17 protein-coding genes are annotated in these 22345 nt (G+C 58.9%); 9 read left to right on the top strand and 8 right to left on the bottom strand.

Annotated elements, in window-relative coordinates:
• Window positions 1-6: 6 nt before the first annotated feature.
• From mrcB to fhuB, 5 genes are all read left to right on the top strand, one after another.
• Window positions 7-2541: a bifunctional glycosyl transferase/transpeptidase gene (gene mrcB / locus CKF42_RS14705; protein WP_111208507.1), complete on the top strand. Its 2535-nt coding sequence runs from the start codon at window positions 7-9 to the stop codon at window positions 2539-2541.
• Between the two features lie 199 nt (window positions 2542-2740).
• Window positions 2741-4945, top strand: coding sequence for a ferrichrome porin FhuA (gene fhuA, locus CKF42_RS14700; RefSeq protein WP_111208506.1), 2205 nt, complete (start codon window positions 2741-2743; stop codon window positions 4943-4945).
• Window positions 4946-4984: 39 nt separating this feature from the next.
• Window positions 4985-5779: a Fe3+-hydroxamate ABC transporter ATP-binding protein FhuC gene (gene fhuC / locus CKF42_RS14695; protein ID WP_111208505.1), complete on the top strand. Its 795-nt coding sequence runs from the start codon at window positions 4985-4987 to the stop codon at window positions 5777-5779.
• A 10-nt stretch (window positions 5780-5789) separates the two neighbouring features.
• Window positions 5790-6668 (top strand): Fe(3+)-hydroxamate ABC transporter substrate-binding protein FhuD, encoded by an 879-nt coding sequence (gene fhuD / locus CKF42_RS14690; protein ID WP_009092023.1) that lies wholly within the window; start codon window positions 5790-5792, stop codon window positions 6666-6668.
• Window positions 6668-8647 carry a Fe(3+)-hydroxamate ABC transporter permease FhuB gene (fhuB, locus tag CKF42_RS14685; protein ID WP_111208516.1) on the top strand — a complete coding sequence of 660 codons (1980 nt, stop codon included), beginning with the start codon at window positions 6668-6670 and terminating at the stop codon, window positions 8645-8647. Before fhuD ends, fhuB begins: the two co-directional genes overlap by 1 nt.
• A 253-nt stretch (window positions 8648-8900) precedes the next feature.
• On the opposite strand, the gene hemL is transcribed toward fhuB, so the two are convergent.
• Window positions 8901-10181, bottom strand: a complete 1281-nt coding sequence (gene hemL / locus CKF42_RS14680) for a glutamate-1-semialdehyde 2,1-aminomutase (RefSeq protein ID WP_111208504.1) — start codon at window positions 10179-10181, stop codon at window positions 8901-8903.
• A gap of 203 nt (window positions 10182-10384) precedes the next feature.
• Between hemL and erpA the strand changes: the two genes are divergently transcribed.
• Window positions 10385-10732: an iron-sulfur cluster insertion protein ErpA gene (gene erpA, locus CKF42_RS14675; RefSeq protein ID WP_009092018.1), complete on the top strand. Its 348-nt coding sequence runs from the start codon at window positions 10385-10387 to the stop codon at window positions 10730-10732.
• 30 nt (window positions 10733-10762) lie between these two features.
• Here the strand turns inward: erpA and CKF42_RS14670 are convergent, their stop codons facing one another.
• From CKF42_RS14670 to mtnN, 3 genes are all read right to left on the bottom strand, one after another.
• Window positions 10763-11014 carry a hypothetical protein gene (locus CKF42_RS14670; protein WP_009092016.1) on the bottom strand — a complete coding sequence of 84 codons (252 nt, stop codon included), beginning with the start codon at window positions 11012-11014 and terminating at the stop codon, window positions 10763-10765.
• A 122-nt stretch (window positions 11015-11136) separates the two neighbouring features.
• On the bottom strand, window positions 11137-11931 hold the full coding sequence (gene btuF / locus CKF42_RS14665; protein ID WP_111208503.1) for a vitamin B12 ABC transporter substrate-binding protein BtuF: 795 nt from the start codon (window positions 11929-11931) through the stop codon (window positions 11137-11139).
• Window positions 11924-12622, bottom strand: coding sequence for a 5'-methylthioadenosine/S-adenosylhomocysteine nucleosidase (gene mtnN, locus CKF42_RS14660; protein ID WP_046101257.1), 699 nt, complete (start codon window positions 12620-12622; stop codon window positions 11924-11926). Before mtnN ends, btuF begins: the two co-directional genes overlap by 8 nt.
• Before the next feature lie 92 nt (window positions 12623-12714).
• Between mtnN and dgt the strand changes: the two genes are divergently transcribed.
• The 3 genes from dgt to CKF42_RS14645 all read left to right on the top strand — a co-directional run bounded on the left by dgt (window position 12715) and on the right by CKF42_RS14645 (window position 17115).
• Entirely contained in the window at window positions 12715-14205 is a 1491-nt protein-coding gene (dgt, locus tag CKF42_RS14655; RefSeq protein WP_009092011.1) for a dGTPase, read from the top strand.
• A 134-nt stretch (window positions 14206-14339) separates the two neighbouring features.
• Window positions 14340-15773, top strand: a complete 1434-nt coding sequence (gene degP / locus CKF42_RS14650) for a serine endoprotease DegP (protein ID WP_111208502.1) — start codon at window positions 14340-14342, stop codon at window positions 15771-15773.
• 184 nt (window positions 15774-15957) lie between these two features.
• Complete coding sequence (locus tag CKF42_RS14645; RefSeq protein WP_111208501.1) at window positions 15958-17115, top strand: CdaR family transcriptional regulator; 1158 nt, start codon at window positions 15958-15960, stop codon at window positions 17113-17115.
• A 60-nt stretch (window positions 17116-17175) separates the two neighbouring features.
• Here the strand turns inward: CKF42_RS14645 and CKF42_RS14640 are convergent, their stop codons facing one another.
• The 4 genes from CKF42_RS14640 to map all read right to left on the bottom strand — a co-directional run bounded on the left by CKF42_RS14640 (window position 17176) and on the right by map (window position 22214).
• Window positions 17176-17568, bottom strand: coding sequence for a DUF3461 family protein (locus CKF42_RS14640; protein WP_009092005.1), 393 nt, complete (start codon window positions 17566-17568; stop codon window positions 17176-17178).
• Window positions 17569-17792: 224 nt separating this feature from the next.
• The gene (gene dapD, locus CKF42_RS14635; protein ID WP_009092003.1) at window positions 17793-18617 is read right to left on the bottom strand and encodes a 2,3,4,5-tetrahydropyridine-2,6-dicarboxylate N-succinyltransferase; all 825 of its coding nucleotides are present in this window, start codon (window positions 18615-18617) and stop codon (window positions 17793-17795) included.
• A gap of 81 nt (window positions 18618-18698) precedes the next feature.
• Window positions 18699-21353: a bifunctional uridylyltransferase/uridylyl-removing protein GlnD gene (gene glnD / locus CKF42_RS14630; protein WP_111208500.1), complete on the bottom strand. Its 2655-nt coding sequence runs from the start codon at window positions 21351-21353 to the stop codon at window positions 18699-18701.
• 66 nt (window positions 21354-21419) lie between these two features.
• A complete protein-coding gene (map, locus tag CKF42_RS14625) occupies window positions 21420-22214 on the bottom strand; it encodes a type I methionyl aminopeptidase (protein ID WP_009091999.1) in 795 nt (264 codons plus the stop codon).
• Window positions 22215-22345: the final 131 nt, after the last annotated feature.

Here is a 22345-nt window from a genome sequence, read left to right as displayed (position 1 = left end):
AAAGTAATGTCTGGGAACGATCGCGAACCAATAGGGCGCAAAGGTAAAGCGTTGCCGCCGCGCAGCAGTGCGGGGCGGGGACGACGCAGGGATATCGAACAGGATATCGACCAGGACGATTTTAATGATGACGAGGAGGAAGCGCCGGTGCCACGTAAAGGTAAAGGTGGAAAACCGCCGCGCGGCAAACGCCGTTGGCTGGGATGGGTAATTAAACTGTTCCTGGTGTTTGTGGTGGTTATGGCCGCGTGGGGCATCTACCTCGACTCGGAAATTCGCAGCCGTATCGACGGTAAAGTGTGGCAACTGCCCGCCACCGTCTATGGCCGCATGGTCAGCCTCGAACCGGGCATGGCCTACAACAAAAGTGAAATGGTCGCCCTGCTGGAAGGCACCCAGTATCGCGAAGTGTCGCGCATTACCCGTCCCGGCGAGTTCTCGGTGAAGGGCAACACGATTGAGCTGCTGCGTCGTCCGTTTGATTTCCCCGACAGTAAAGAGGGGCAGATCCATGCACGCATGAGCTTCAGCAAGGATGAGCTGAGCGAGATCAAAAACCTCGAAACCGGTCGCGATTTTGGCTTCTTCCGCCTCGATCCCCGGCTGATCACCATGCTGCAGTCGCCTAATGGCGAACAGCGACTCTTCGTGCCCCGCGCCGGTTTCCCGGATCTGCTGGTCGATACGCTGATTGCCACCGAAGATCGCCATTTCTATGAGCATGACGGCATCAGCCCTTACTCGATTGGCCGTGCCTTCCTGGCGAACATCACCGCCGGCAAAGCGGTGCAGGGCGGCAGTACGCTGACGCAGCAGCTGGTGAAGAACCTGTTCCTCACCAACGAGCGTTCGCTGTGGCGAAAAGCGCGTGAAGCCTACATGGCGGTGATCATGGATGCGCGCTACAGCAAAGATCGCATCCTGGAGCTCTACCTGAACGAGGTCTATCTCGGCCAGGCGGGCAGCGATCAGATCCGCGGTTTCCCGCTGGCGAGCCTCTACTACTTTGGCCGTCCGGTCGATGAGCTGAGTCTGGATCAGCAGGCGATGCTGGTCGGCATGGTAAAAGGTGCCTCGCTCTACAACCCATGGCGCAACCCGAAACTGGCGCTGGAGCGACGCAACCTGGTGCTGCGCCTGCTGCAGCAGCAGAAGGTGATCGATCAGGAGCTGTATGACATGTTGTCGGCGCGTCCGCTGGGCGTGCAGCCAAAAGGCGGCGTGATCACGCCGCAGCCTGCCTTTATGCAGATGGTGCGTAACGAACTGCAGGCGAAACTGGGTGATAAGATCAAAGATCTCTCCGGGGTGAAAATCTTCACCACGCTGGATCCGGTGTCGCAGGATGCGGCGGAAAAAGCGGTGGTTGACGGGATTCCGACGCTGAAAAAACAGCGCGGCCTGAAGGATCTGGAAACGGCGATGGTGGTGGTTGACCGCTTCAGTGGCGAAGTGCGCGCCATGGTCGGCGGTGCCGATCCGCAGTACGCCGGGTACAACCGTGCGCTGCAGGCGCGCCGTTCGATTGGCTCACTGGCGAAGCCGGCGACCTATCTGACCGCGCTGAGCCAGCCTAACAGCTACCGTCTCAACAGCTGGATCGCCGATGAGCCGATTGCGCTGAAACAGCCCAACGGCAGCCTCTGGAAACCGATGAACGACGATCGTCGCTTCAGCGGCAAAGTGATGCTGGTGGATGCGCTCACCAACTCCATGAACGTGCCGACGGTGAACCTCGGTATGACGCTGGGGCTGGATGCGGTGGTGGACACCTGGACGAAGCTGGGCGTGGCGAAGGATCAGCTCAATCCGGTACCAGCCATGCTGCTGGGTGCACTGAACCTGACGCCGGTTGAAGTGGCGCAGGCGTTCCAGTCGATTGCCAGCGGCGGTAACCGCGCTGAGCTCTCGGCGGTACGGTCGGTGATCGCCGAAGATGGCAGCGTGCTCTATCAGAGCTATCCGCAGGCGCAGCGCGTGGAACCGGCTCAGGCCGCCTATCTGACGCTCTATACCCTGCAGCAGGTCGCCGATCATGGCACCGCCCGTGCGCTGGGTGCGCGTTTCCCGAATGCGCATCTGGCCGGGAAAACCGGGACCACCAACGATCTGATCGACAGCTGGTTTGCCGGTATTGATGGCAAAGAAGTGGCGATCACCTGGGTGGGACGCGACAACAACCAGCCGACCAAACTCTACGGTGCCAGCGGTGCGATGCAGATCTACCGTCGCTACCTCGATAATCAGGCGCCAATGCCGCTGCAGCTGACGCCGCCGGAAGATGTCTCGCTGATGAACATCGACTCTGCCGGTAACTTTGTCTGCGGCACGGGCAGCAGTACCTGGCGCGCGCTGCCGGTCTGGGCGCTGGATCCAAATGCGCTGTGTCAGCAACAGCAGCAACAGGTTCAGCAGCAGCAACAGCTGTTCGATCAGCAGCAGCAGCAGCAGCAGCAACAGCAGCAGCCGACCCAGCAACCGCAGGAGCAGAAAGAGAGCGACGGCGTAGCAGGGTGGATAAAAGATATGTTTGGCAAATAAATCGGCCAGATGGGTTAAAAAGGGCGCTTCGGCGCCCTTTTTTTGTGGTCTTTTATTACTCTTCAATCGCCCCGCAAACGGCGTCAACGCTGGGATTTGTTCTTGCAGTGCCCGCTGCAGTTCGCATATTATCTAATCCGTTATAATAATCATTATCGTTTCGATTCGCTCGCCTGAGCCTATTTTAAGAGACACTTTTATGAATGCGCGAACGCGTTTTGCCGACAACACCAAAAAAACATTTTCCCGACCGCTTCTGGGCGTCATGATCTCGCTCAGCCTGAGCACCTCGCTGTATGCCGCGCAGACGGAGACGATGGTCGTCTCGGCAGAAGGCGGCAGTGGGGTCGAAGCCGAAAGCCCCTGGGGCCCGGCGCCGACGATCGCCGCGAAGCGCAGCGCTACCGGCACCAAAACCGATACCCCAATCGAAAAAAATCCGCAGTCCGTCTCCGTGGTGACCCGCGAAGAGATGGAGATGCGCAACGTGACCAGCGTCAAAGGGGCGTTTAACTACACGCCTGGCGTGCTGACCGGCAACCGGGGCAGCTCAGACGTGATCGATGCGTTGTCGATCCGCGGCTTCAGCGAAACCAACACCAACCAGTATCTGGATGGCCTGAAACTGCAGGGGGATAGCTTCTCCGAGTTTGCCCTCGACCCTTACTTCCTGGAGCGCGCCGAACTGCTGCGCGGTCCGGTTTCGGTGCTCTACGGTAAAAGCAATCCCGGCGGCGTAGTCGCGCTGGTGAGTAAGCGCCCGACGCAGGAGACCCTGCGTGAAGTCCAGTTCCAGATGGGTAACGATAACCTCTTCTCAACCGGCTTTGATTTCGGCGGCGCGCTGGATGATGACGGCGTTTATAGCTATCGACTGACCGGCCAGGCGCGCAGTCAGGATGCGCAGCAGGCGATGAACAAAGAGAAGCGCTACACCATCGCGCCCGCATTCAGCTGGCGTCCCGATGAGCGGACCCGCATTGACCTGCTGACCTATTTCCAGAACGAGCCGGAAACCGGCTATTACGGCTGGCTGCCGCGGCAGGGCACGGTCGTGCCGATCACCCGCGCGGATGGCCGTGGATATAAGCTGCCGACCAACTTCGATGAAGGCGAGCAGAGCAACAAGATCTCCCGCACCACCAAAATGGTGGGCTACAGCGCCGAGCACAGCGTTGACGACACCTGGACGCTGCGTCAGAACCTGCGCTACGCCGATCTGCGCACCGACTACCGCAGTATTTATGGCAATGGTCTTATCCCGGGGACGCAGATAATATCCCGTGGCTCTGCGCTTTCCCATGAGAAGCTGAACCAGTTCGCGGTGGATAACCAGGCGCAGGCAAAATTTGCTACCGGGCGGGTGGATCATACGCTGTTGCTGGGCGTGGACTTCCAGCGTACCCGCAACGATATCGACGCACAGTATGGTGCTGCATCCAGCCTGGATGCCGTCAATCCGCAATATGGCAATGACAGTGTGACATCCTACGGCCCTTATCAGCACCTTAATAAGCAGCGTCAGACTGGCCTTTATACGCAGGATCAAATGGAGTGGAACCGCTGGGTGCTGACGCTGGGTGGACGCTACGACTACGCCATGACCTCGGTTTACGATCGGGTGAAGAATAGCGTTGATCGCCAGAACGACCAGGCCTTCACCTGGCGGGGCGGTCTGAACTATGTGTTTGATAACGGTATCGCGCCTTACTTCAGCTACAGCGAAGCCTTTATTCCTAATGCGGGTGGGACCTATGACGGTCAGGCTTTTGATCCGTCACGTGCGAAGCAGTATGAAGCGGGCGTGAAGTATGTGCCGAAAGATCGTCCGGTAGTGCTCACCGCCGCGCTGTATCAACTGACCAAAACTAAAAACCTGACCGCCGATCCGGACACGAAAAATCATCCCAATGCCAGCGTACAGAGCGGTGAGATTCGTTCACGCGGCGTTGAGCTGGAAGCCAAAGCGGCGCTGAATGCCAACGTCAACCTGACCGCCTCATATACCTACACCGATGCGGAATATACCGAAGACACGCTGCTGAAAGGCAAAACGCCGGTGCAGGTGCCGAAGCATATGGCCTCACTCTGGAGCGACTACACCTTCCATGAAACTGCGCTGTCAGGCGTGACGCTGGGCGCCGGGGTACGGTATGTAGGCGAAAGTCAGGGGCTTTACAGCAGCGGCGCTGAGCAGAACCAGAACTTTAAGGTTGCCGGTTACACCACGGTGGATGCGGCGCTGAAATATGATCTGGGCCGTTTCGGATTGCCAGGCTCGTCGGTGGGCGTTAACGTCAACAACCTGTTTAACCGCGAGTATGTCGCCAGTTGCTATCGTGAATACGCCTGCTACTGGGGTGCAGAGCGCCAGATTGTCGGTACCGCCACCTTCAGATTCTGATTTAACCGGGCGCTGCGGCGCCCGTTCACAGGGATTATCATGCCGTATCCGCACGCAGAAGAGGCCACCTTTACGCTGGATAACGCCAGCTTTGAGGTCCCGGGCCGAACCCTCCTCCAGCCACTTTCACTGACTTTTCCACCAGGCAAAATGACTGCGCTGATTGGTCACAACGGTTCAGGTAAGTCGACGCTATTGAAAATGCTGGGTCGTCATCATGGTGCCAGCCACGGCGAGGTACGTCTGAATCAGCAGCCGGTCGGGCGCTGGAACAGTAAAGCCTTTGCCCGTCAGGTCGCCTATCTGCCGCAGCAGCTACCGGCAGCCGAAGGCATGACGGTTCGTGAGCTGGTGGCGATTGGCCGCTATCCCTGGCACGGCGCGCTGGGCCGCTTTGGTCAGGAAGATCGCGACCGGGTGGAGGATGCGATTACGCAGGTGGGGCTTAAACCCTTTGCCGGTCGGCTGGTGGACAGCCTATCGGGCGGTGAACGCCAGCGCGCCTGGCTGGCCATGATGGTGGCGCAGAACAGCCGCTGCCTGCTGCTCGATGAACCCACCTCGGCGCTGGATATTGCTCATCAGGTTGAGGTGCTGGCGCTGATCAAAAATCTCAGTGAGCAGCGCGGCTTGACCGTGATTGCGGTGCTGCATGATATCAATATGGCAGCACGCTATTGCGATCATCTGGTGGCGCTGCGTCAGGGAACAATGATTGCCGAAGGTGACGCAGAGGCCATTATGCAGGCTGAGGTGCTGGGTGCGATTTATGGCATCCCGATGGGGATTTTACCGCACCCGCAGGGTGGCGCACCGGTCAGTTTTGTCTGTTAAGGAAAGGATGATGCCCGATCTTTCTCGCCGCCGCCTGATGCTGGCACTGGCGGCCTCGCCACTCTTTTGTGCGCTTCCCCTGCGTGCCGCGACGCCGAACCTTAGCCGGATTATCGCGCTGGAGTGGTTACCCACCGAATTGCTGATGGCGCTGGGTATCACACCTTACGGCGTGGCCGATCTGCATAACTACAACATCTGGGTCGGGGAGCCGCCGCTGCCGGCGGGCGTGACGGATGTCGGTCTGCGCACGGAACCCAATCTTGAGCTGATGGTACAGATGCAGCCGTCGCTGATCCTCTGCTCCAACGGCTACGGCCCCTCGAAAGAAAAACTGATGCGCATCGCGCCGATCATGGGCTTTGACCTGCAAAGCGGCGACGGCAAACCCCTGACCGCCGCCCGGGCATCGCTGCGCCAGCTGGCTGCGCGGCTTGGGGTCAGCGAGCGGGCGGAGCAGCATCTGCGCGAGGTCGACGCTCAGCTTGCGGCAGCGCGGCAGCGTCTGGCACCCTATGCCGGACGCACCCTCCTGCTGATGTCGCTGCTCGACAGCCGTCATGCCATCACCTTCGGCAAAAACAGTCTGTTTCTGGAAGTGATGACGCTGCTGGGCCTGAAAAATGGCTGGCAGGGCGAAACCAACTTCTGGGGCAGCGCGGTGGTGGGCATCGAACAGCTGGCGCAGGCCGGGGATGTGCAGGCAATCTGCTTCGATCACGACAACGATGCCGATATGGCACAGCTGATGCGCAGCCCGCTGTGGCAGTCGCTGCCGTTTGTGCGCGCCGGACGTTTTCAGCGCGTTCCGGCGGTCTGGTATTACGGTGCGACGCTCTCGGCGCTGCACTTTGTTCGCGTGCTGGAACGCGCGCTGGAGACGCAATGATGCGCCATGCCCTGTTTCCTCTCCTGCTGCTTAGCCTGCTGTTTCTGCTGGCGCTCAGCCTGACGCTGGTCAATCTGCAACAGGCCCTGCCGCCCGCCGACTGGGCGCAGGCGCTCTGGTCACCGGCTGCCGATAACCTGTCGCAGATGGTGTTTCACTACAGCCTGCTGCCGCGCACCGTACTGGCGCTGCTGGTCGGTGCCGGACTGGGGCTGGCCGGTCTGCTGTTTCAGCAGATCCTGCGCAATCCGCTGGCGGAGCCGACCACGCTGGGCGTCTCGTCCGGGGCGCAGCTTGGGATCACCGTGGCGACGCTCTGGCATCTGCCCGGCGGCGCGCTGACCCAGCAGTTTGCCGCGCTCAGCGGCGCGGTGCTGGTGGGGGCGCTGGTGCTGGGTGTGGCCTGGGGCAAGCGTCTGTCGCCGGTCACGCTGATTCTGGCCGGCCTGGTGCTGAGTCTCTACAGCGGCTCGGTCAATCAAATCTTCGCTATCTTCAATCACGATCAGCTGCAGAACATGTTTCTGTGGAGCACCGGCGCACTGAATCAGATGAGCTGGGACAATGTGCAGCAACTCTGGCCGCGCCTGCTGCTGGCCTTTGTGCTGGCCCTGGCGCTGCTGCGTCCGCTGACGCTGATGGGGCTGGATGATAGTGTGGCGAAGAATCTGGGCCTCGCGCTCTCTGTGGCGCGCATTGGCGGCCTTGCGCTGGCCATCCTGCTCAGCGCCCAGCTGGTGGATGTGGCCGGGGTCATCGGTTTTATCGGGCTGTTCGCTCCTCTGCTGGCGAAGCTGCTGGGGGGACGACGGCTAATCACCCGGATGGTGCTGGCTCCCCTGACGGGCGCGCTGCTGCTCTGGCTGGCGGACAGCGGCGTGCTGTGGCTCAGCACGCACTGGCGTGATATTCCGACCGGTACAGCCACCGCGCTGCTGGGCGTGCCCATCCTGCTGTGGCTGCTACCGCGTCTGCGAACCGGCTCCGTGCCGCCCGCCCTGAATCAGGGTGACAACGTGCCCGCCGAGCGGCAGAACCTGCTGCACTGGGCGCTGATCGGCATCGCCGTGCTGGCCCTGCTGGCCTGGGTCGGCCTGGCCGGGGGACGGGATGCGCAGGGCTGGAGCTGGTCAGCGGGTGAGATGCTGCATTCACTGCTGCCGTGGCGTGCGCCGCGGGTGCTGGCTGCGCTGGTGACCGGCCTGATGCTGGGCGTGGCGGGCAGCCTGATCCAGCGGCTGACCGGCAATCCGATGGCCAGCCCGGAAGTGCTGGGCATCAGTTCCGGTGCCGCCTGTGGTGTGGTCGTCATGATGTTTCTCGTGCCGGGGGATGCACTGGCGTGGCTGCTGCCTGCCGGTGCGCTGGGGGCGGCGCTGACGCTGCTGGTGATTATGCTGGTCGCCAGCCGGGGGGGATTCTCGCCGGAGCGGATGCTGCTGGCAGGTATGGCGCTGAACAGCGCCTTTGTCACGCTGCTGATGCTGCTGCTGGCCAGTGGCGATCCGCGCATGGGCGACCTGCTGAGCTGGATCTCCGGCTCGACCTATAACATCAGCGGCCGTCAGGCGATGCAGAGCGCGCTCTGCGCGCTGGTGCTGGTCGCGCTGGCACCGCTCGCCAGTCGCTGGCTGACCCTGCTGCCGCTGGGCAGTGTCACCGCGCGCTCGGCCGGCATCGCATTAACACCGGTGCGGCTGAGTCTGCTGCTGCTGGCGGCCGCGCTGACTGCCAGCGCGACGCTGACTATCGGTCCGCTGAGCTTTGTCGGGCTGATGGCTCCGCATATGGCGCGGATGCTGGGCTTCCGGCGGGCTCTGCCGCAGATGGTGCTGTCAGGATTGCTGGGAGCGGGGTTGATGGTGCTGGCGGACTGGTGCGGGCGGATGCTGGCCTTTCCGGATCAGATCCCAGCCGGGCTGATGGCGACGTTTTTAGGCGCGCCTTACTTTATCTGGCTGTTGCGGCGTTCAGTTTAATAAGACCGGCGCCGCCGCCGGTCTGAGAGTATTGACAAAATCTGGTCCGACTCGCTGTCAGACCGAGCCTGCGCAGGGAACACAGTCAGATCGGAAAGACGCAAAAGCCGTCATCCCTGACACGCTCGGCCCGCGCCATCCCTGGCGCGGGACGCTTTCCTCCTCTGCCTGTGTTCCCTGCGCATTGAGTTTCGTGTTGCTGTGAGATCCTGGATCGGATGCTACTGCCGATCTGCATCTCTACTGCAGCCTGTTACAGCTTCGCGAAACAACGACGCGCGGCATCGATGGTGTGCTGAATATCCACTTCGCTGTGTGCCAGCGACATAAAGCCCGCTTCATAAGCCGATGGAGCAAAGTAAACGCCTTCCTCCAGCATCAGGTGGAAGAAGGTTTTAAAGCGCTCCACATCGCAACGGGTCACGTCCGCGTAACAGGTCACGCTGTCAGCGTCGGTGAAGAAAAAGCCGAACATGCCGCCAACGTGGTTCACCACCAGCGGGATATTCTGCTCTTTCGCCACGTCACGCAGACCTTCAGCCAGCTGACGGGTCAGCGCATCCAGTTTCTCATGGGTGCCCGGCTGTGCAAGCTGAGTCAGACAGGCGTAGCCCGCCGCCATCGCGATCGGGTTACCGGAGAGCGTACCCGCCTGATAAACCGGACCGGTCGGGGCCAGCGCCGCCATCACTTCGCGACGGCCACCGAATGCGCCTACCGGCATACCGCCACCGATGATTTTACCCAGGCAGGTAAGATCGGGACGGACATTGTAGTGAGCCTGCGCGCCGCCCAGCGCAACGCGGAAACCGGTCATCACTTCGTCAATAATCAGCAGCGCACCAAACTCGTCGCACAGGGCGCGCAGGCCCGGCAGAAACTCAGGCTGTGGCGGAATGCAGTTCATGTTGCCCGCGACCGGCTCAACGATAATGGCGGCAATCGCCTCAGGGTATTGCTCAAACGCGCTGCGCACCGAGTCGAGGTCGTTAAAGGTGCAGGTCAGGGTATGTTTGGCGAAATCGGCCGGGACACCCGGCGAGTTTGGCTGACCGAGGGTCAGGGCACCGGAACCCGCTTTCACCAGCAGATGATCGGCGTGGCCGTGATAGCAGCCTTCAAACTTGATGATTTTGTCGCGGCCGGTAAAGCCACGCGCCAGACGAATCGCGCTCATGGTCGCTTCGGTGCCGGAGTTCACCATCCGCACCATCTCCATGCTCGGCACCAGATCGCACACCAGCTGCGCCATGGTCACTTCCATGCCGGTCGGTGCGCCAAAGCTCAGGCCACGCCCGGCCGCTTCAATCACCGCATCGCGGATCGCCGCGTTGTTGTGACCCAGTACCATCGGGCCCCATGAGCCGACATAATCGATATAGGCTTTGCCATCGGCGTCATAGAGACAGGCTCCGTCAGCGTGATCGATAAACAGCGGAACGCCGCCCACACCGGTAAATGCGCGTACTGGCGAGTTTACGCCACCCGGGATCAGGCGTTGTGCCTCGGCAAACAGTTGTTCGGACTTACTCATTTTCGGCTCCAGCGGTTCAGAAAAATAGGGTGCCATTCTACGGAAGAGGGGCAGCCGGCGAAAGGTGGTTTCACCCGCAGCGCCCCTTACAGAGGGGAAAGCGGCACAGAGTGCGAAGGGCAGAGCTTGATTGCGCTGAGGTGCTGACTGATAATAGCGTAATTAAGGTCGTTTTCTGACCTGGACGTTTAGCGGAGTAAAACATGAGTGATGAAGTAGTAGCACTGCCGTTGCAGTTTACCGACGCCGCAGCCAACAAGGTCAAGAACCTCATTGCCGATGAAGAGAACCCGGCGCTGAAACTGCGTGTCTATATCACCGGTGGCGGTTGCAGCGGTTTCCAGTATGGCTTCACCTTTGATGACCAGCTGAACGATGGCGACATGACGATTGAAAAGCAGGGCGTCTCGCTGGTGGTTGACCCGATGAGCCTGCAATATCTGGTGGGGGGATCGGTGGATTACACCGAAGGGCTGGAAGGTTCGCGCTTCATCGTGACCAACCCGAATGCGAAAACCACCTGTGGCTGTGGCTCCTCTTTCAGTATCTGATGATGCAGGCCGTCACGCTGACGGCCTCGTTTACCACTCTACCGTTACCAGACGGATTCCCTGCTTCTGACTTCCCTCTGTCCGGCTCTGGCTCTCTGTAATGCGCGGCTGCGCACTGGCCTGTCTGCCACAATCAACCTGCGGTGCGGGCTGACCACGTGCCGTGTTGATTTCACAGCGTGAATAGATGACAAGCCTGGCGCCTATAGAGCCAGTGATCGATCCCGCACAGGCAGATCCGGCGATCGTCAGCCCTATGGCCAGCAGCAGTGCTCTGGTCATGTGAAGTTCCTGGTGTTTAAAAAGGCGCCGGGGCGCTAAAAGGAGGGCGAGCATACGTGGCTCGCCCGTCTCTGTTATTGATTAACGGCAAAAAGTGTGGCGGCTTTAATCAATTCGCTGATTTATCGATCGGGATGCAGGGCCGCACAGAGTTGCTGCGCCGCCAGCAGCAGTCGCGGGCCAGGGCGGCTAAGCCAGTCCTCGTTGATGGCGATCACCGGCACCCTGAGCTGCGGCTGCCAGAATGTCCGGATATTCTCCGCCTGCTGCGCATCGCCGCCCGTCACTATCGCCTGAGGATGGCGCATCAAAACCTGCTCGCGGCTCACCTGCGGCCAGCTGACGCGGCTGTCAGCAAAGATATTCCTGCCCCCGCAGAGGGTAACCATCTCATTCTGCATCGTCTCTCTGGCGGCGGTGAACAGCGGCTGCTGGCCAAACTGCAAAAAAAGCGGAACCGCAGCCAGGTGAGTATAGCGCTGGCGCAGCGCCGCCGCCTGCTGATGTAACTGCCGGGCCGCGCGGGCCGCCTGCTCCGGCCTGGGGCTCCAGTGCCCCAGATCGGCCAGCGCCGCGATCATCTCATCCAGCGTCCGCGGATCGATCCACTTAACCGATACACCGAGCTGCTGTAACTGGGCGATCTGCCGCTGCGGATTGCCGCCCCGCCAGGCCAGAACCAGATCGGGTTTAAGCTGCAGGATCCGTTCTGTTCTGATGCCCTGCCAGTCGGCAACCTGTTCAATCTGTTTTGCCTGTGGCGGATAGTCGGACCAGGCGCTGACCGCAATCGGGGTGATCCCGGCGGCAAAGGCGAGTTCGGTGAGATGGGGAGCAAGGGTAATAACGCGAGGTGGGGAAGCCAGCAGGCTGCCGCTCAACAGCAGCAGCCAGCAGAAGAGCAGGGTTTTAGCCACGCGCCAGATGCGCCAGCAGGTTCTCCACCATCAGTGAAGATTGCTTTGCTGCCACGCTGAGGAACTCATCAAAACTGAGGTGCGACGCTTTGTCGGCCACGTCAGAGATGGCACGCACCACCACAAATGGCACCTGGAACTGATGGCAGACGTGACCGATGGCGGTCGCTTCCATCTCAACCGCAATCGCCTGCGGGAACTGACTGCGAATGCGCGCCAGCGGTTCGGCGCCATTAATAAAGGCATCTCCGCTGACCACCAGGCCGCGCACGGCATTCAGATCAAGCTGTTTAATGCAGGCTTCCGCTGCGGCGATGAGGGTGCTGTCTGCCACGAACGCGGCCGGACACCCCGCCATCTGACCCGGCTCGTAGCCAAAGGCCGTGACGTCCGCATCGTGATAACGCACTTCTTCAGAGACCACGATATCGCCCACGCTGAGCGACGGCGCTAATCCACCCGCAGAGCCGGTGTTGATCACGACGTCAGGCTTGCAGAGTTGCAGCAGCAGCGTGGTACCCAGCGCGGCAGAGGTTTTACCAATGCCCGATTTCAGCAGTGCCACCTCAACGCCCTGCAGGGTGCCGGTATAAATTTCACAACCCGCCAGCGACAGCGTTTGACGGTTTTCAATTTTGTCGCGCAGCAGTGTGACTTCCTGCTCCATCGCGCCAATAATGCCTGCTTTCATAGTGAGTCCCGCTAATGTAAAAAATGAAAAATTAGGGCATAGTTTAGCATGGCATTCAGGGGATTAATTCACGAAAAAATAAGGGGTAATCCATGTCGGCGATCAATTTCAGGAAGAAGATCAGCTTCTCGCGCCCTTATACCAGTCGAAAAGATCCGGAAGGCGAATATTACATTACCCGCCATTTTGAGAGCGACCGCGGGCGGATTATCAACTCCGCCGCTATCCGTCGCCTGCAGCAGAAAACCCAGGTGTTCCCGCTGGAGCGCAACGCCGCCGTCCGCTCCCGCTTGACGCACTCGCTGGAGGTTCAGCAGACCGGCCGCTACATCACCAAAGAGATCCTGCAGACGCTGAAGATGCAGGGCGGGCTGGCGCAGTATGGTCTGGATGAGTTAGAGGGAGCGTTTGAAAGCCTGATAGAGATGGCGTGTCTGCTGCACGACGTCGGCAATCCGCCGTTTGGCCACTTTGGCGAGGCGGCGATCAACGACTGGTTTGAAGAAAATCTGCCTGCCGAACTGGTTGATCCGCTGGTGGCCGGTGTGGAAGGGGAGGCGCAGCGTCAGGCTTTTGATCAGCTCAACGCCACCATCCGCCAGGATCTCTGCCATTTTGAAGGCAACGCCCAGGCCATTCGCATGGTGCATACGCTGCTGCAACTCAATCTCAGCTATTCTCAGGTTGCCTGCATCCTGAAATATACAGCCCCCGCCTGGTGGCAGGGTGAAAAACCCGCCGAATTTAGCGTATTGATGAAGAAACCGGGTTTTTATCTCTCTGAACAGGATTATATTACCGAGCTGCGTGCTGCCACTAATATGAAAGAGCACCACCGCTTTCCGCTCACCTATATAATGGAAGCCGCGGATGATATCTCCTATTGTATTGCCGATTTGGACGACGCTGTAGAAAAAGATATCTTCAATGTTGAGAGTTTGTATGAATTTCTCAATAAAGCTTGGGGGCCGGTTAAAAATAATGACGCTTTCAGCCGGACGATTGGCGAAGCCTGGCGTGAAGCCTGTAATAAAAAACGCCGCAGCCGCAGCGATCAATTTTTTATGTCATTACGCGTAAATGTTCAGAGTGTATTGGTCAGCTATGCGGTCAAGCGTTTTGTTGATAATCTGCCTGCCATATTCGACGGTAGTTTCAACCATGCGCTGCTGGAAGATGAGGGTGAAGAGGGGCGTTTGCTGCAGCTGTTTAAGACCGTCGCCCGTCAGCAGGTCTTTAACCATTCTGAAGTGGAACAGCTGGAACTGCAGGGTTATCGGGTCATCAGGGGCCTGCTGGAGATCTATCAGCCGCTGATGCGCCTCAACTACGAAGCCTTTACCACGCTGATAAATGAAGATTTCCTGCGTCAGCATCCCATCGAAACCCGGCTTTTTCATAAGCTCTCCGGTAAACACCGCAAAGCGTATTTACATAAGATGCGTAACCTGGTGGTGGAGCATAAATATCAGCGGCTGTTGTGGGAGCGTTATTATCGCTTCCGCCTTATTCAGGATTATATCAGCGGCATGACCGATCTCTATGCCTGGGATGAGTACCGGCGGCTGATGGCCGTAGAATAAGCCGCCAATTGTAAAGAGCGCGAATAAATTTTTACTTTTGCCTGAAACTTTTTAAGGAACTTCGCGCTAAAACATTTATCTCACCTTTCGACCACAGCAATGGTCTGAACAGTAATCTTACAGAGAAATGAAAAATGAAAAAAAAGACCTTAGTATTAAGTGCGCTGGCGTTAAGCCTGAGCATGGCGCTCGCCCCTGTTACTGTTTCTGCTGCGCAAACGGCCTCTTCAGATAGCCAGCAACTGCCAAGTCTGGCTCCAATGCTGGAGAAGGTCATGCCGTCTGTGGTCAGTATCAGCGTCGAGGGTACCACCACGGTTAAAACTCCCCGCATGCCACAACAGTTTCAGCAATTCTTTGGCGACAATTCGCCTTTCTGCCAGGACGGCTCTCCGTTCCAGGGCTCACCAATGTGCCAGGACGGTGGTAACGGCGGAGCGCCAGGCCCGGATACCCAGCAGGAGAAATTCCGCGCGCTGGGATCGGGCGTCATCATTAACGCCGAAAAAGGCTATGTGGTCACCAACAACCATGTAGTGAACAACGCCACCAAAATTCAGGTGCAGCTGAGCGATGGCCGTCGCTATGACGCCAAAGTCATTGGCAAAGATCCGAGCTCCGATATTGCGCTGGTACAGCTGCAGGACGCTAAAAACCTGACCGCGGTGAAGATCGCCGACTCTGACAGCCTGCGGGTAGGTGACTACACCGTGGCCATCGGTAACCCTTACGGACTGGGCGAAACCGTGACGTCAGGTATCGTCTCTGCGCTGGGACGCAGCGGCCTGAACGTGGAAAATTATGAGAACTTTATTCAGACCGATGCGGCGATCAACCGGGGTAACTCCGGCGGCGCGCTGGTTAACCTCAACGGTGAGCTGATCGGAATTAACACCGCGATTCTGGCACCGGATGGCGGCAACATCGGTATCGGCTTTGCTATCCCCAGCAACATGGTGAAAAACCTGACGGCGCAGATGGTGGAGTTTGGTCAGGTGAAACGGGGTGAGCTGGGCGTGCAGGGGACAGAGCTGAACTCCGAGCTGGCTAAAGCGATGAAGGTGGACGCGCAGCGCGGTGCCTTTGTCAGCCAGGTGCTGCCGGGCTCGGCTGCTGCGAAAGCGGGTATCAAAGCCGGTGACGTAATCGTCTCCATGAACGGTAAACCGCTGAGCAGCTTTGCTTCGCTGCGTGCGGAAGTGGGCTCACTGCCGGTAGGCACCACCCTGAAGCTGGGCCTGCTGCGTGACGGCAAGCCGCTTGACGTCTCTGTCCAGCTGCAGCAGAGCAGCCAGGCGAAAGTTCAGTCGGCAACCATCTATACCGGCATTGAAGGTGCCGACCTCAGCAATATCGAAACGGGCACCAAAGGTGTGCGGGTGGATAACGTCAAACCGGGCAGTGCCGCGGCGCGTATCGGCCTGAAGAAGGGCGACGTGATTCAGGGCGTTAACCAGCAGGTGGTGACCAACCTGGGCGAGCTGCGTAAAGTCCTCGACACCAAACCGTCGGTTCTGGCGCTGAACGTGAAGCGTGGTGACAATACGCTCTATCTGCTGATGCAGTAAGCGACGCGTAATAACCTCTCAGGCGGACTGCGGTCCGCCTTTTTTATGCCCGCTCTCTGCCGTGGCAGAGTGTGATAGTGACCGCAAATCCGGGAAATCAGCGCCCGCCTCTGTGCAATTGCACAATGCTCCGCGCGCGACGCCTGCGTATTCTGTTGCTCCCCTATTTTTTCAGGAGTAATGGATGGCTGCCTATCACCTTGATGCCCGGCTGGCGCAGAATATCGTGGCGCGCACCATGAGAATTATCGACAGCAATGTCAACGTGATGGACGCGCGGGGCCGCATCATTGGCAGCGGCGATCCTGAACGCGTTGGAGAGTTGCACGAAGGCGCACTGCTGGTACTCTCTCAGGGACGCGTGGTGGACATTGATGACGCCGTGGCTAAACATCTGCACGGCGTGCGGCCAGGCATCAACCTGCCGCTGCGCCTGGATGGCGATATTGCGGGTGTGATTGGCCTGACCGGCGAACCGCTGTCGCTGCGTCATTATGGCGAGCTGGTCTGTATGGCGGCAGAGATGATGCTGGAGCAGGCGCGACTGCTACACATGCTGGCCCAGGATAGCCGCCTGCGCGAAGAGTTGGTGCTGAATCTGATCCGCAGTGACACGCTGTCGCCGCAGCTGACCGAGTGGGCGCAGCGGCTCGGCATCGACCTCAATCAGCCTCGCGTTGCCGCTGTCATCGAGGTGGACAGCGGCCAGCTCGGCGTAGACAGCGCCATGTCAGAGTTGCAGCAGCTGCAGACACTGCTGACCACGCCGGAGCGCGATAATCTGATCGCCATTGTTTCGCTGACCGAAATGGTGGTGCTGAAACCCGCCCTGAATGCGCATGGACGCCACGATCAGGAGGATCATCGCCGCCGCATCGAGCAGTTGCTACAGCGGATGAAAGAGCGTGGGCATCTGCGGATGCGTATTGCACTCGGCAATGTTTTTACCGGGCCTGGCAGCATTGCGCGCTCCTATCGCACTGCCCGCACCACCATGATGGTCGGCAAGCAGCGGATGCCGGGATTACGCAGCTACTTCTATCAGGATCTGGTGCTGCCGGTGCTGCTCGACAGCCTGCGAGGCGGCTGGCAGGCGAATGAGCTGGCGCGGCCACTGGCAAAGCTTAAAAGCATGGATAACAACGGCCTGCTGCGTCGTACGCTGATGGCCTGGTTTACCCACAACGTGCAGCCGGGCGCCACTGCGCGCGCGCTGTTTATCCATCGCAACACGCTGGAGTACCGGCTGAACCGGATTTCTGAACTGACCGGGCTTAACCTGGGGCAGTTTGATGACAGGCTGCTGCTCTATGTGGCGCTGCAGCTGGATGAGCAGGGATAACACGCAAACAGCGGGCATAAAAAAGGCCAGCAGTGCTGGCCTTTCCGATCGGGCAGGGAATTAACGACCGTTACGGGTTAATTTTTCCAGGTCCGATTCAATCTCACTGATTTTGTGAGAAACCACGCTTTCCAGATGACGCAGGTCATCCAGAATTTTGCGTTTCAGATCCACTTCAACCTGGTCACGCTGGCAAATCTGGTCCAGTTCGTCGATGACATAACGCAGATTCGGGCTGATCTCCTGAACTTCTTTATAGCCCTGGGTCGCGTGATCGGCCACGACGGTTTTGCGCTGACGCGGATATTTGAATTTGACGCTTTTCGCGAAAAATTCACCTTTATCTTTGCGGAAGTAGATTTTCAGAATGTCGTTATTCGCTTCCTGACGCAGGCTGTAGCGATCGATGTCGTCCGGATTACTGATTCCTAAGCTTTTCAGATTGTCATACATGGCGTTGTTTCCATCAAAAGTGAGAAGCGCGCAGTCTTGTTCATGACGTCAGACAACTGTAGACATAAATCAGCGGGATGAACATTGCGCGATAGGATTTAACTGGCGCGGATTATGACCTGGATGAAATCTAAACGCACCCGTTCCTTCGCGGCGCGAATCAGGTTGATTTGGAATGGCTGTAAAGAAAAGATGACGGGCTGGTTTCCAGCCCGTCACTGACATCAGTCGATGGTGCGCAGCAGTTCGTTGATACCGGTTTTGCTCAGGGTTTTCGCGTCAACCTTCTTCACGATCACCGCACAGTAGAGGCTGTAGCTGCCATCTTTAGACGGCAGGTTACCGGAAACGACGACCGAACCGGCAGGAACGCGGCCATAATGGACTTCGCCGGTTTCGCGGTCATAAATTTTGGTGCTCTGACCGATATAGACGCCCATTGAGATCACGGAGCCTTCTTCAACAATCACGCCTTCAACGATTTCAGAGCGTGCGCCAATGAAGCAGTTGTCTTCGATAATGGTCGGGTTTGCCTGCAGCGGTTCCAGCACGCCACCGATTCCCACGCCACCTGAGAGGTGAACGTTTTTGCCGATCTGCGCACAGGAGCCGACGGTCGCCCAGGTGTCCACCATGGTGCCTTCATCCACGAAAGCGCCGATGTTGACATAAGAGGGCATCAGCACCGTGTTACGGGCAATGAACGCGCCCTGACGCACTGCCGCAGGCGGCACCACGCGGAAACCGGCGGCTTTAAAACGCGCCTCATCCCAGCCAGCAAACTTCATCGGGACCTTGTCGTAAAAACGGGTTTCTGCCCCTTCCATGACCTGATTGTCGTTGATGCGGAAAGAGAGCAGCACTGCTTTTTTCAGCCACTGATGCGTTACCCACTCGCCGTCGATCTTTTCAGAAACGCGCAGTTCGCCGCTATCCAGCAGGGCAATCACCTGGTTGATGGCATCACGGGTTTCGCTGTCAACGCTGACGGGGGTAATGTCCGCGCGACGTTCAAAGGCGGATTCGATAACGCTCTGTAACTGTTGCATATTTTTTTCCTGATCGGTCATGTGCAATGCCGGGCACTCTCCCGGCACAAATAAAAATAGAGGATGATAAATCGTGTCTGGTCACACTTTATCGTTTGGATTAAGGGCCTCTGTCAACCGTTGTTGCAATGCTTTGCGCATTTCTTCGTCCAGCGCCTGCCGCTCACTGTTAGCCAGAATAAAGAGATCTTCGACCCGCTCGCCGATGGTGCTGATGCGCGCGCCGTGCAGTGAAACGCCGAGATCGGCAAAGACTTCACCAACCCGGGCCAGCAGACCTGGCTGGTCCAGCGCCACCAGTTCCAGGTAGCTGCGCCGGTCGGTGTGGGTCGGCAGGAAATTGACCTCGGTGTCCACACTGAAGTGCCGGAGTTTGGCTGACGGTCGGCGGGTGCGCGGCGGCACCCACTGCGACTGGGTTATCGCCTGCTCCAGCGCCTGAATAATCATCGGATGGCGATCCGGGGAGAGCGGACTGCCATCGGGTTCCAGCACAATAAAGGTATCCATGGCCATGCCGTCGCGGCTGGTGAAGATCTGAGCGTCATGGACGCTGAGATTGCGGCGGTCCAGTTCACCGGCGACAGCGGCAAACAGGTGGGGGCGATCAGGGCTCCAGATAAAAATCTCCGTTCCGCCGCGCGTGGCCTGCGGGCTGACCAGCACCAGCGGCTTCTTCAGGTCATGCACCAGCAGATGGCGGGCATGCCAGGCGATCTGATTGGGCGTATGGCGCAGGAAGTAGTCAGCGCGGCAGCGATTCCAGATCTGATGCAGGCGCTCCTCATCTATATTGTCCATCCGCAGCAGCGCCAGCGCCTGCAGACGATGATGGCGCACCCGCTCGCGCAGATCCGGACTGTTCTCCATGCCACGACGCAGCTGCTTCTCCGTGGCGAAAAAGAGTTCGCGCAGCAGGCTCTGCTTCCAGCTGTTCCAGAGGCTCTCGTTGGTGGCGCAGATATCGGCCACCGTCAGGCAGACCAGATAGCGCAGCCGGTTTTCGTTCTGCATCACCTCCGCGAACTGCTGGATGACCGTCGGATCCTGAATATCGCGCCGCTGAGCCGTGACCGACATCAGCAGATGATGGCGCACCAGCCAGGCCACCAGTTGTGTTTCCCGCGAGTTGAGGCCGTGCATTTCCGCGAAGTCGAGCGCGTCCTGTGCGCCGAGAATCGAGTGGTCACCGCCGCGCCCCTTGGCGATGTCATGCAGCAGCGCGGCCATCAGCAGCAGCTCCTGCTGAGGCAGGCGCGGCCACAGCTCGACGCACAGCGGATGCTGCGGACGGGTAGACTCGCTGGCGAAGCTCTCCAGCTTCTGCAGGACGCGAATGGTGTGCTCATCCACGGTGTAGGCGTGGAACAGATCAAACTGCATCTGGCCGACAATATGGCCCCACAACGGCGTATAGGCCCACAGCACGCTGTGGCGATGCATCGGCACCAGCGCCCGGCTGACCGCGCCAGGGTGGCGCAGAATCGACATAAACGTGCGGCGCGCCTCCGGGATCTGACACAGCGGCTGTTTCAGATGGCGGCGGGCATGGCGCAGGTGACGCAGGGTGGTGGAGTAGATGCCTTTGATGTTCTCGTTGCGCACCATGACATAGAACATGCGCAGGATCGCCTGCGGCTCACGGGTGAACAGCGTTTCATCACGCAGGTCGATCAGGTCGCCACGCAGCTGAAAATCGTCATCGACAGGTCTGGGCTTCTCATTGGTGGAGAGCGCCAGAATCGCCTCATCAAACAGCTGTAACAGCATCTGGTTCAGTTCACCGATGCGTCGCGTGCCCCTGTAGAAATCCTTCATCATCCGCTCGACCGGCTCGTTGCCTTCGCCCTGATAGTTCAGGCGCTGCGCCACGCTGAGCTGGCGATCAAACAGCAGGCGGTTATCGTAGCGGGGCAGGGAGAGGTGCAGCGCAAAGCGGATGCGCCAGAGAAACGCCTGGCATTCGTTGAGTTCGCTGCGCTCTGCCTCAGTGAGAAAGCCAAAGCCGACCATCTCATCCAGCGTGGTGGCACCGAAATGGCGTCGGGCGACCCATTGCAGCGTATGAATGTCACGCAGGCCGCCGGGGCTGCTTTTAATATCCGGCTCAAGGTTGTAGCTGGTGCCGTGATAACGTTTGTGGCGCTCCTGCTGCTCTTCGATTTTGGCGGCAAAAAAGCGGGATGAGGGCCAGAAGCCGTCGCTGAAGACGTTCTTCTGCAACTCCAGGAACAGCGCCACGTCGCCGGTCAGCATGCGTGACTCAATCAGATTGGTGGCGACGGTGAGGTCAGATAACCCCTCCAGCAGACACTCCTCCAGCGTGCGCACGCTGTGGCCCACTTCCAGCCGGAGATCCCACATCAGGGTCAGCAGTTCGCTGGTGCGCTGCGCCGCCTGGTCATCCAGCGGCTGACGGCTGAGGATCAGCACATCGATGTCAGAGAGCGGGTGGAGTTCGGCCCGCCCATAGCCGCCCACGGCCACCAGCGCGATGGCGGGCATCGCATCGAAGCCAAAGAAGCGCCACAGGCGGCGCAGCAGCCGATCGATAAACAGCGTGCGGGCATCAATCAGCTGTTCCACGGCTTCACCGGCGTCGAACGCTGCAGCCAGATGCTGCTGAAACTGCTCCAGCCGCGGCTTCAGCAGCTCGCGCGTCAGCTGATCGTCACCCCATTCGGCCGGTGAATCGACCAGACCGTTTTTTACCTCTTCCGACAGGCTCACGCTCATGCTGCTCTTCTCTTTTTTAGCCAAAAAAAAGCCGGCACATGGCCGGCTTGATCTCTATCCGGGGAATTACCCCTCGGCGACGAGCACAGCAGGCAGCGTGTCGTCTTTGCGCAGGGTTAAAATCTCGCAGCCGTTTTCCGTCACCACAATAGTATGCTCATACTGCGCGGACAAGCTGCGATCTTTGGTTTTTACCGTCCAGCCATCTTTCATGGTGCGGATGCGGTAATCACCGGCATTGACCATCGGTTCAACGGTAAAGGTCATGCCCGCCTGCAGCACGACGCCGCTGTCATCCGCATCGTAATGCAGCACCTGCGGCTCTTCGTGGAACCCTTTACCGATGCCGTGACCGCAATATTCACGCACCACGGAGAAGTCATTCGCTTCCACATACTTCTGGATAGCCCGGCCCAGCTCGCGCAGACGGATGCCTGGCTTGATCAGACGCAGTGAAAGATAGAGGCTCTCCTGGGTCACGCGGCAGAGGCGCTCGCCCTGAATGGTCGGTTTGCCGACAATAAACATCTTCGAGGTATCGCCGTGGTACTCATCTTTGATAACGGTGACGTCAATGTTGACGATATCGCCATCCTTTAACGGGCGATCGTCGCTCGGGATACCGTGGCACACCACTTCGTTCACCGAAATGCAGACCGACTTTGGAAAGCCGTGATAGCCGAGGCAGGCAGAAACAGCCTGCTGCTTTTGGGTAATGTGATCGTGGCAGATGCGGTCCAGTTCACCGGTGGTCACACCCGGTTTAACGTGCGGTTCGATCATCTCCAGCACTTCGGCGGCCAGGCGGCCCGCGACGCGCATTTTTTCGATTTCTTCAGCTGTTTTGATTGAAATTGGCATTAAATTAATCCGCATTTGTCGAAATTTTCGACAATAATAAGTTCTGTGCTGTCATGTTAGCAGCCAGAAAATGGGCTGCCAAATAGAGAACGCGCTGGCTTCCGTCAGCGATCATTTATTGGCGTCCCCCG

The sequence above is a fragment of the Pantoea sp. ARC270 genome (assembly GCF_003236725.1).
In the GTDB taxonomy this organism is placed as follows: Bacteria; Pseudomonadota; Gammaproteobacteria; order Enterobacterales; family Enterobacteriaceae; genus Pantoea; species Pantoea anthophila.
This window is presented reverse-complemented; position numbering and strand designations above follow the sequence as displayed.

Coding starts and splice junctions, on each gene's coding strand:
- CKF42_RS14645 (WP_111208501.1), top strand. CDS start 15,958: ATGGCTGCCTATCACCTTGATGCCCGGCTGGCGCAGAATATCGTGGCG.
- fhuD (WP_009092023.1), top strand. CDS start 5,790: ATGCCCGATCTTTCTCGCCGCCGCCTGATGCTGGCACTGGCGGCCTCG.
- fhuC (WP_111208505.1), top strand. CDS start 4,985: ATGCCGTATCCGCACGCAGAAGAGGCCACCTTTACGCTGGATAACGCC.
- fhuB (WP_111208516.1), top strand. CDS start 6,668: ATGCGCCATGCCCTGTTTCCTCTCCTGCTGCTTAGCCTGCTGTTTCTG.
- hemL (WP_111208504.1), bottom strand. CDS start 10,181: ATGAGTAAGTCCGAACAACTGTTTGCCGAGGCACAACGCCTGATCCCG.
- degP (WP_111208502.1), top strand. CDS start 14,340: ATGAAAAAAAAGACCTTAGTATTAAGTGCGCTGGCGTTAAGCCTGAGC.
- fhuA (WP_111208506.1), top strand. CDS start 2,741: ATGAATGCGCGAACGCGTTTTGCCGACAACACCAAAAAAACATTTTCC.
- mtnN (WP_046101257.1), bottom strand. CDS start 12,622: ATGAAAGCAGGCATTATTGGCGCGATGGAGCAGGAAGTCACACTGCTG.
- glnD (WP_111208500.1), bottom strand. CDS start 21,353: ATGAGCGTGAGCCTGTCGGAAGAGGTAAAAAACGGTCTGGTCGATTCA.
- mrcB (WP_111208507.1), top strand. CDS start 7: ATGTCTGGGAACGATCGCGAACCAATAGGGCGCAAAGGTAAAGCGTTG.
- CKF42_RS14670 (WP_009092016.1), bottom strand. CDS start 11,014: ATGACCAGAGCACTGCTGCTGGCCATAGGGCTGACGATCGCCGGATCT.
- dapD (WP_009092003.1), bottom strand. CDS start 18,617: ATGCAACAGTTACAGAGCGTTATCGAATCCGCCTTTGAACGTCGCGCG.
- erpA (WP_009092018.1), top strand. CDS start 10,385: ATGAGTGATGAAGTAGTAGCACTGCCGTTGCAGTTTACCGACGCCGCA.
- dgt (WP_009092011.1), top strand. CDS start 12,715: ATGTCGGCGATCAATTTCAGGAAGAAGATCAGCTTCTCGCGCCCTTAT.
- map (WP_009091999.1), bottom strand. CDS start 22,214: ATGCCAATTTCAATCAAAACAGCTGAAGAAATCGAAAAAATGCGCGTC.
- CKF42_RS14640 (WP_009092005.1), bottom strand. CDS start 17,568: ATGTATGACAATCTGAAAAGCTTAGGAATCAGTAATCCGGACGACATC.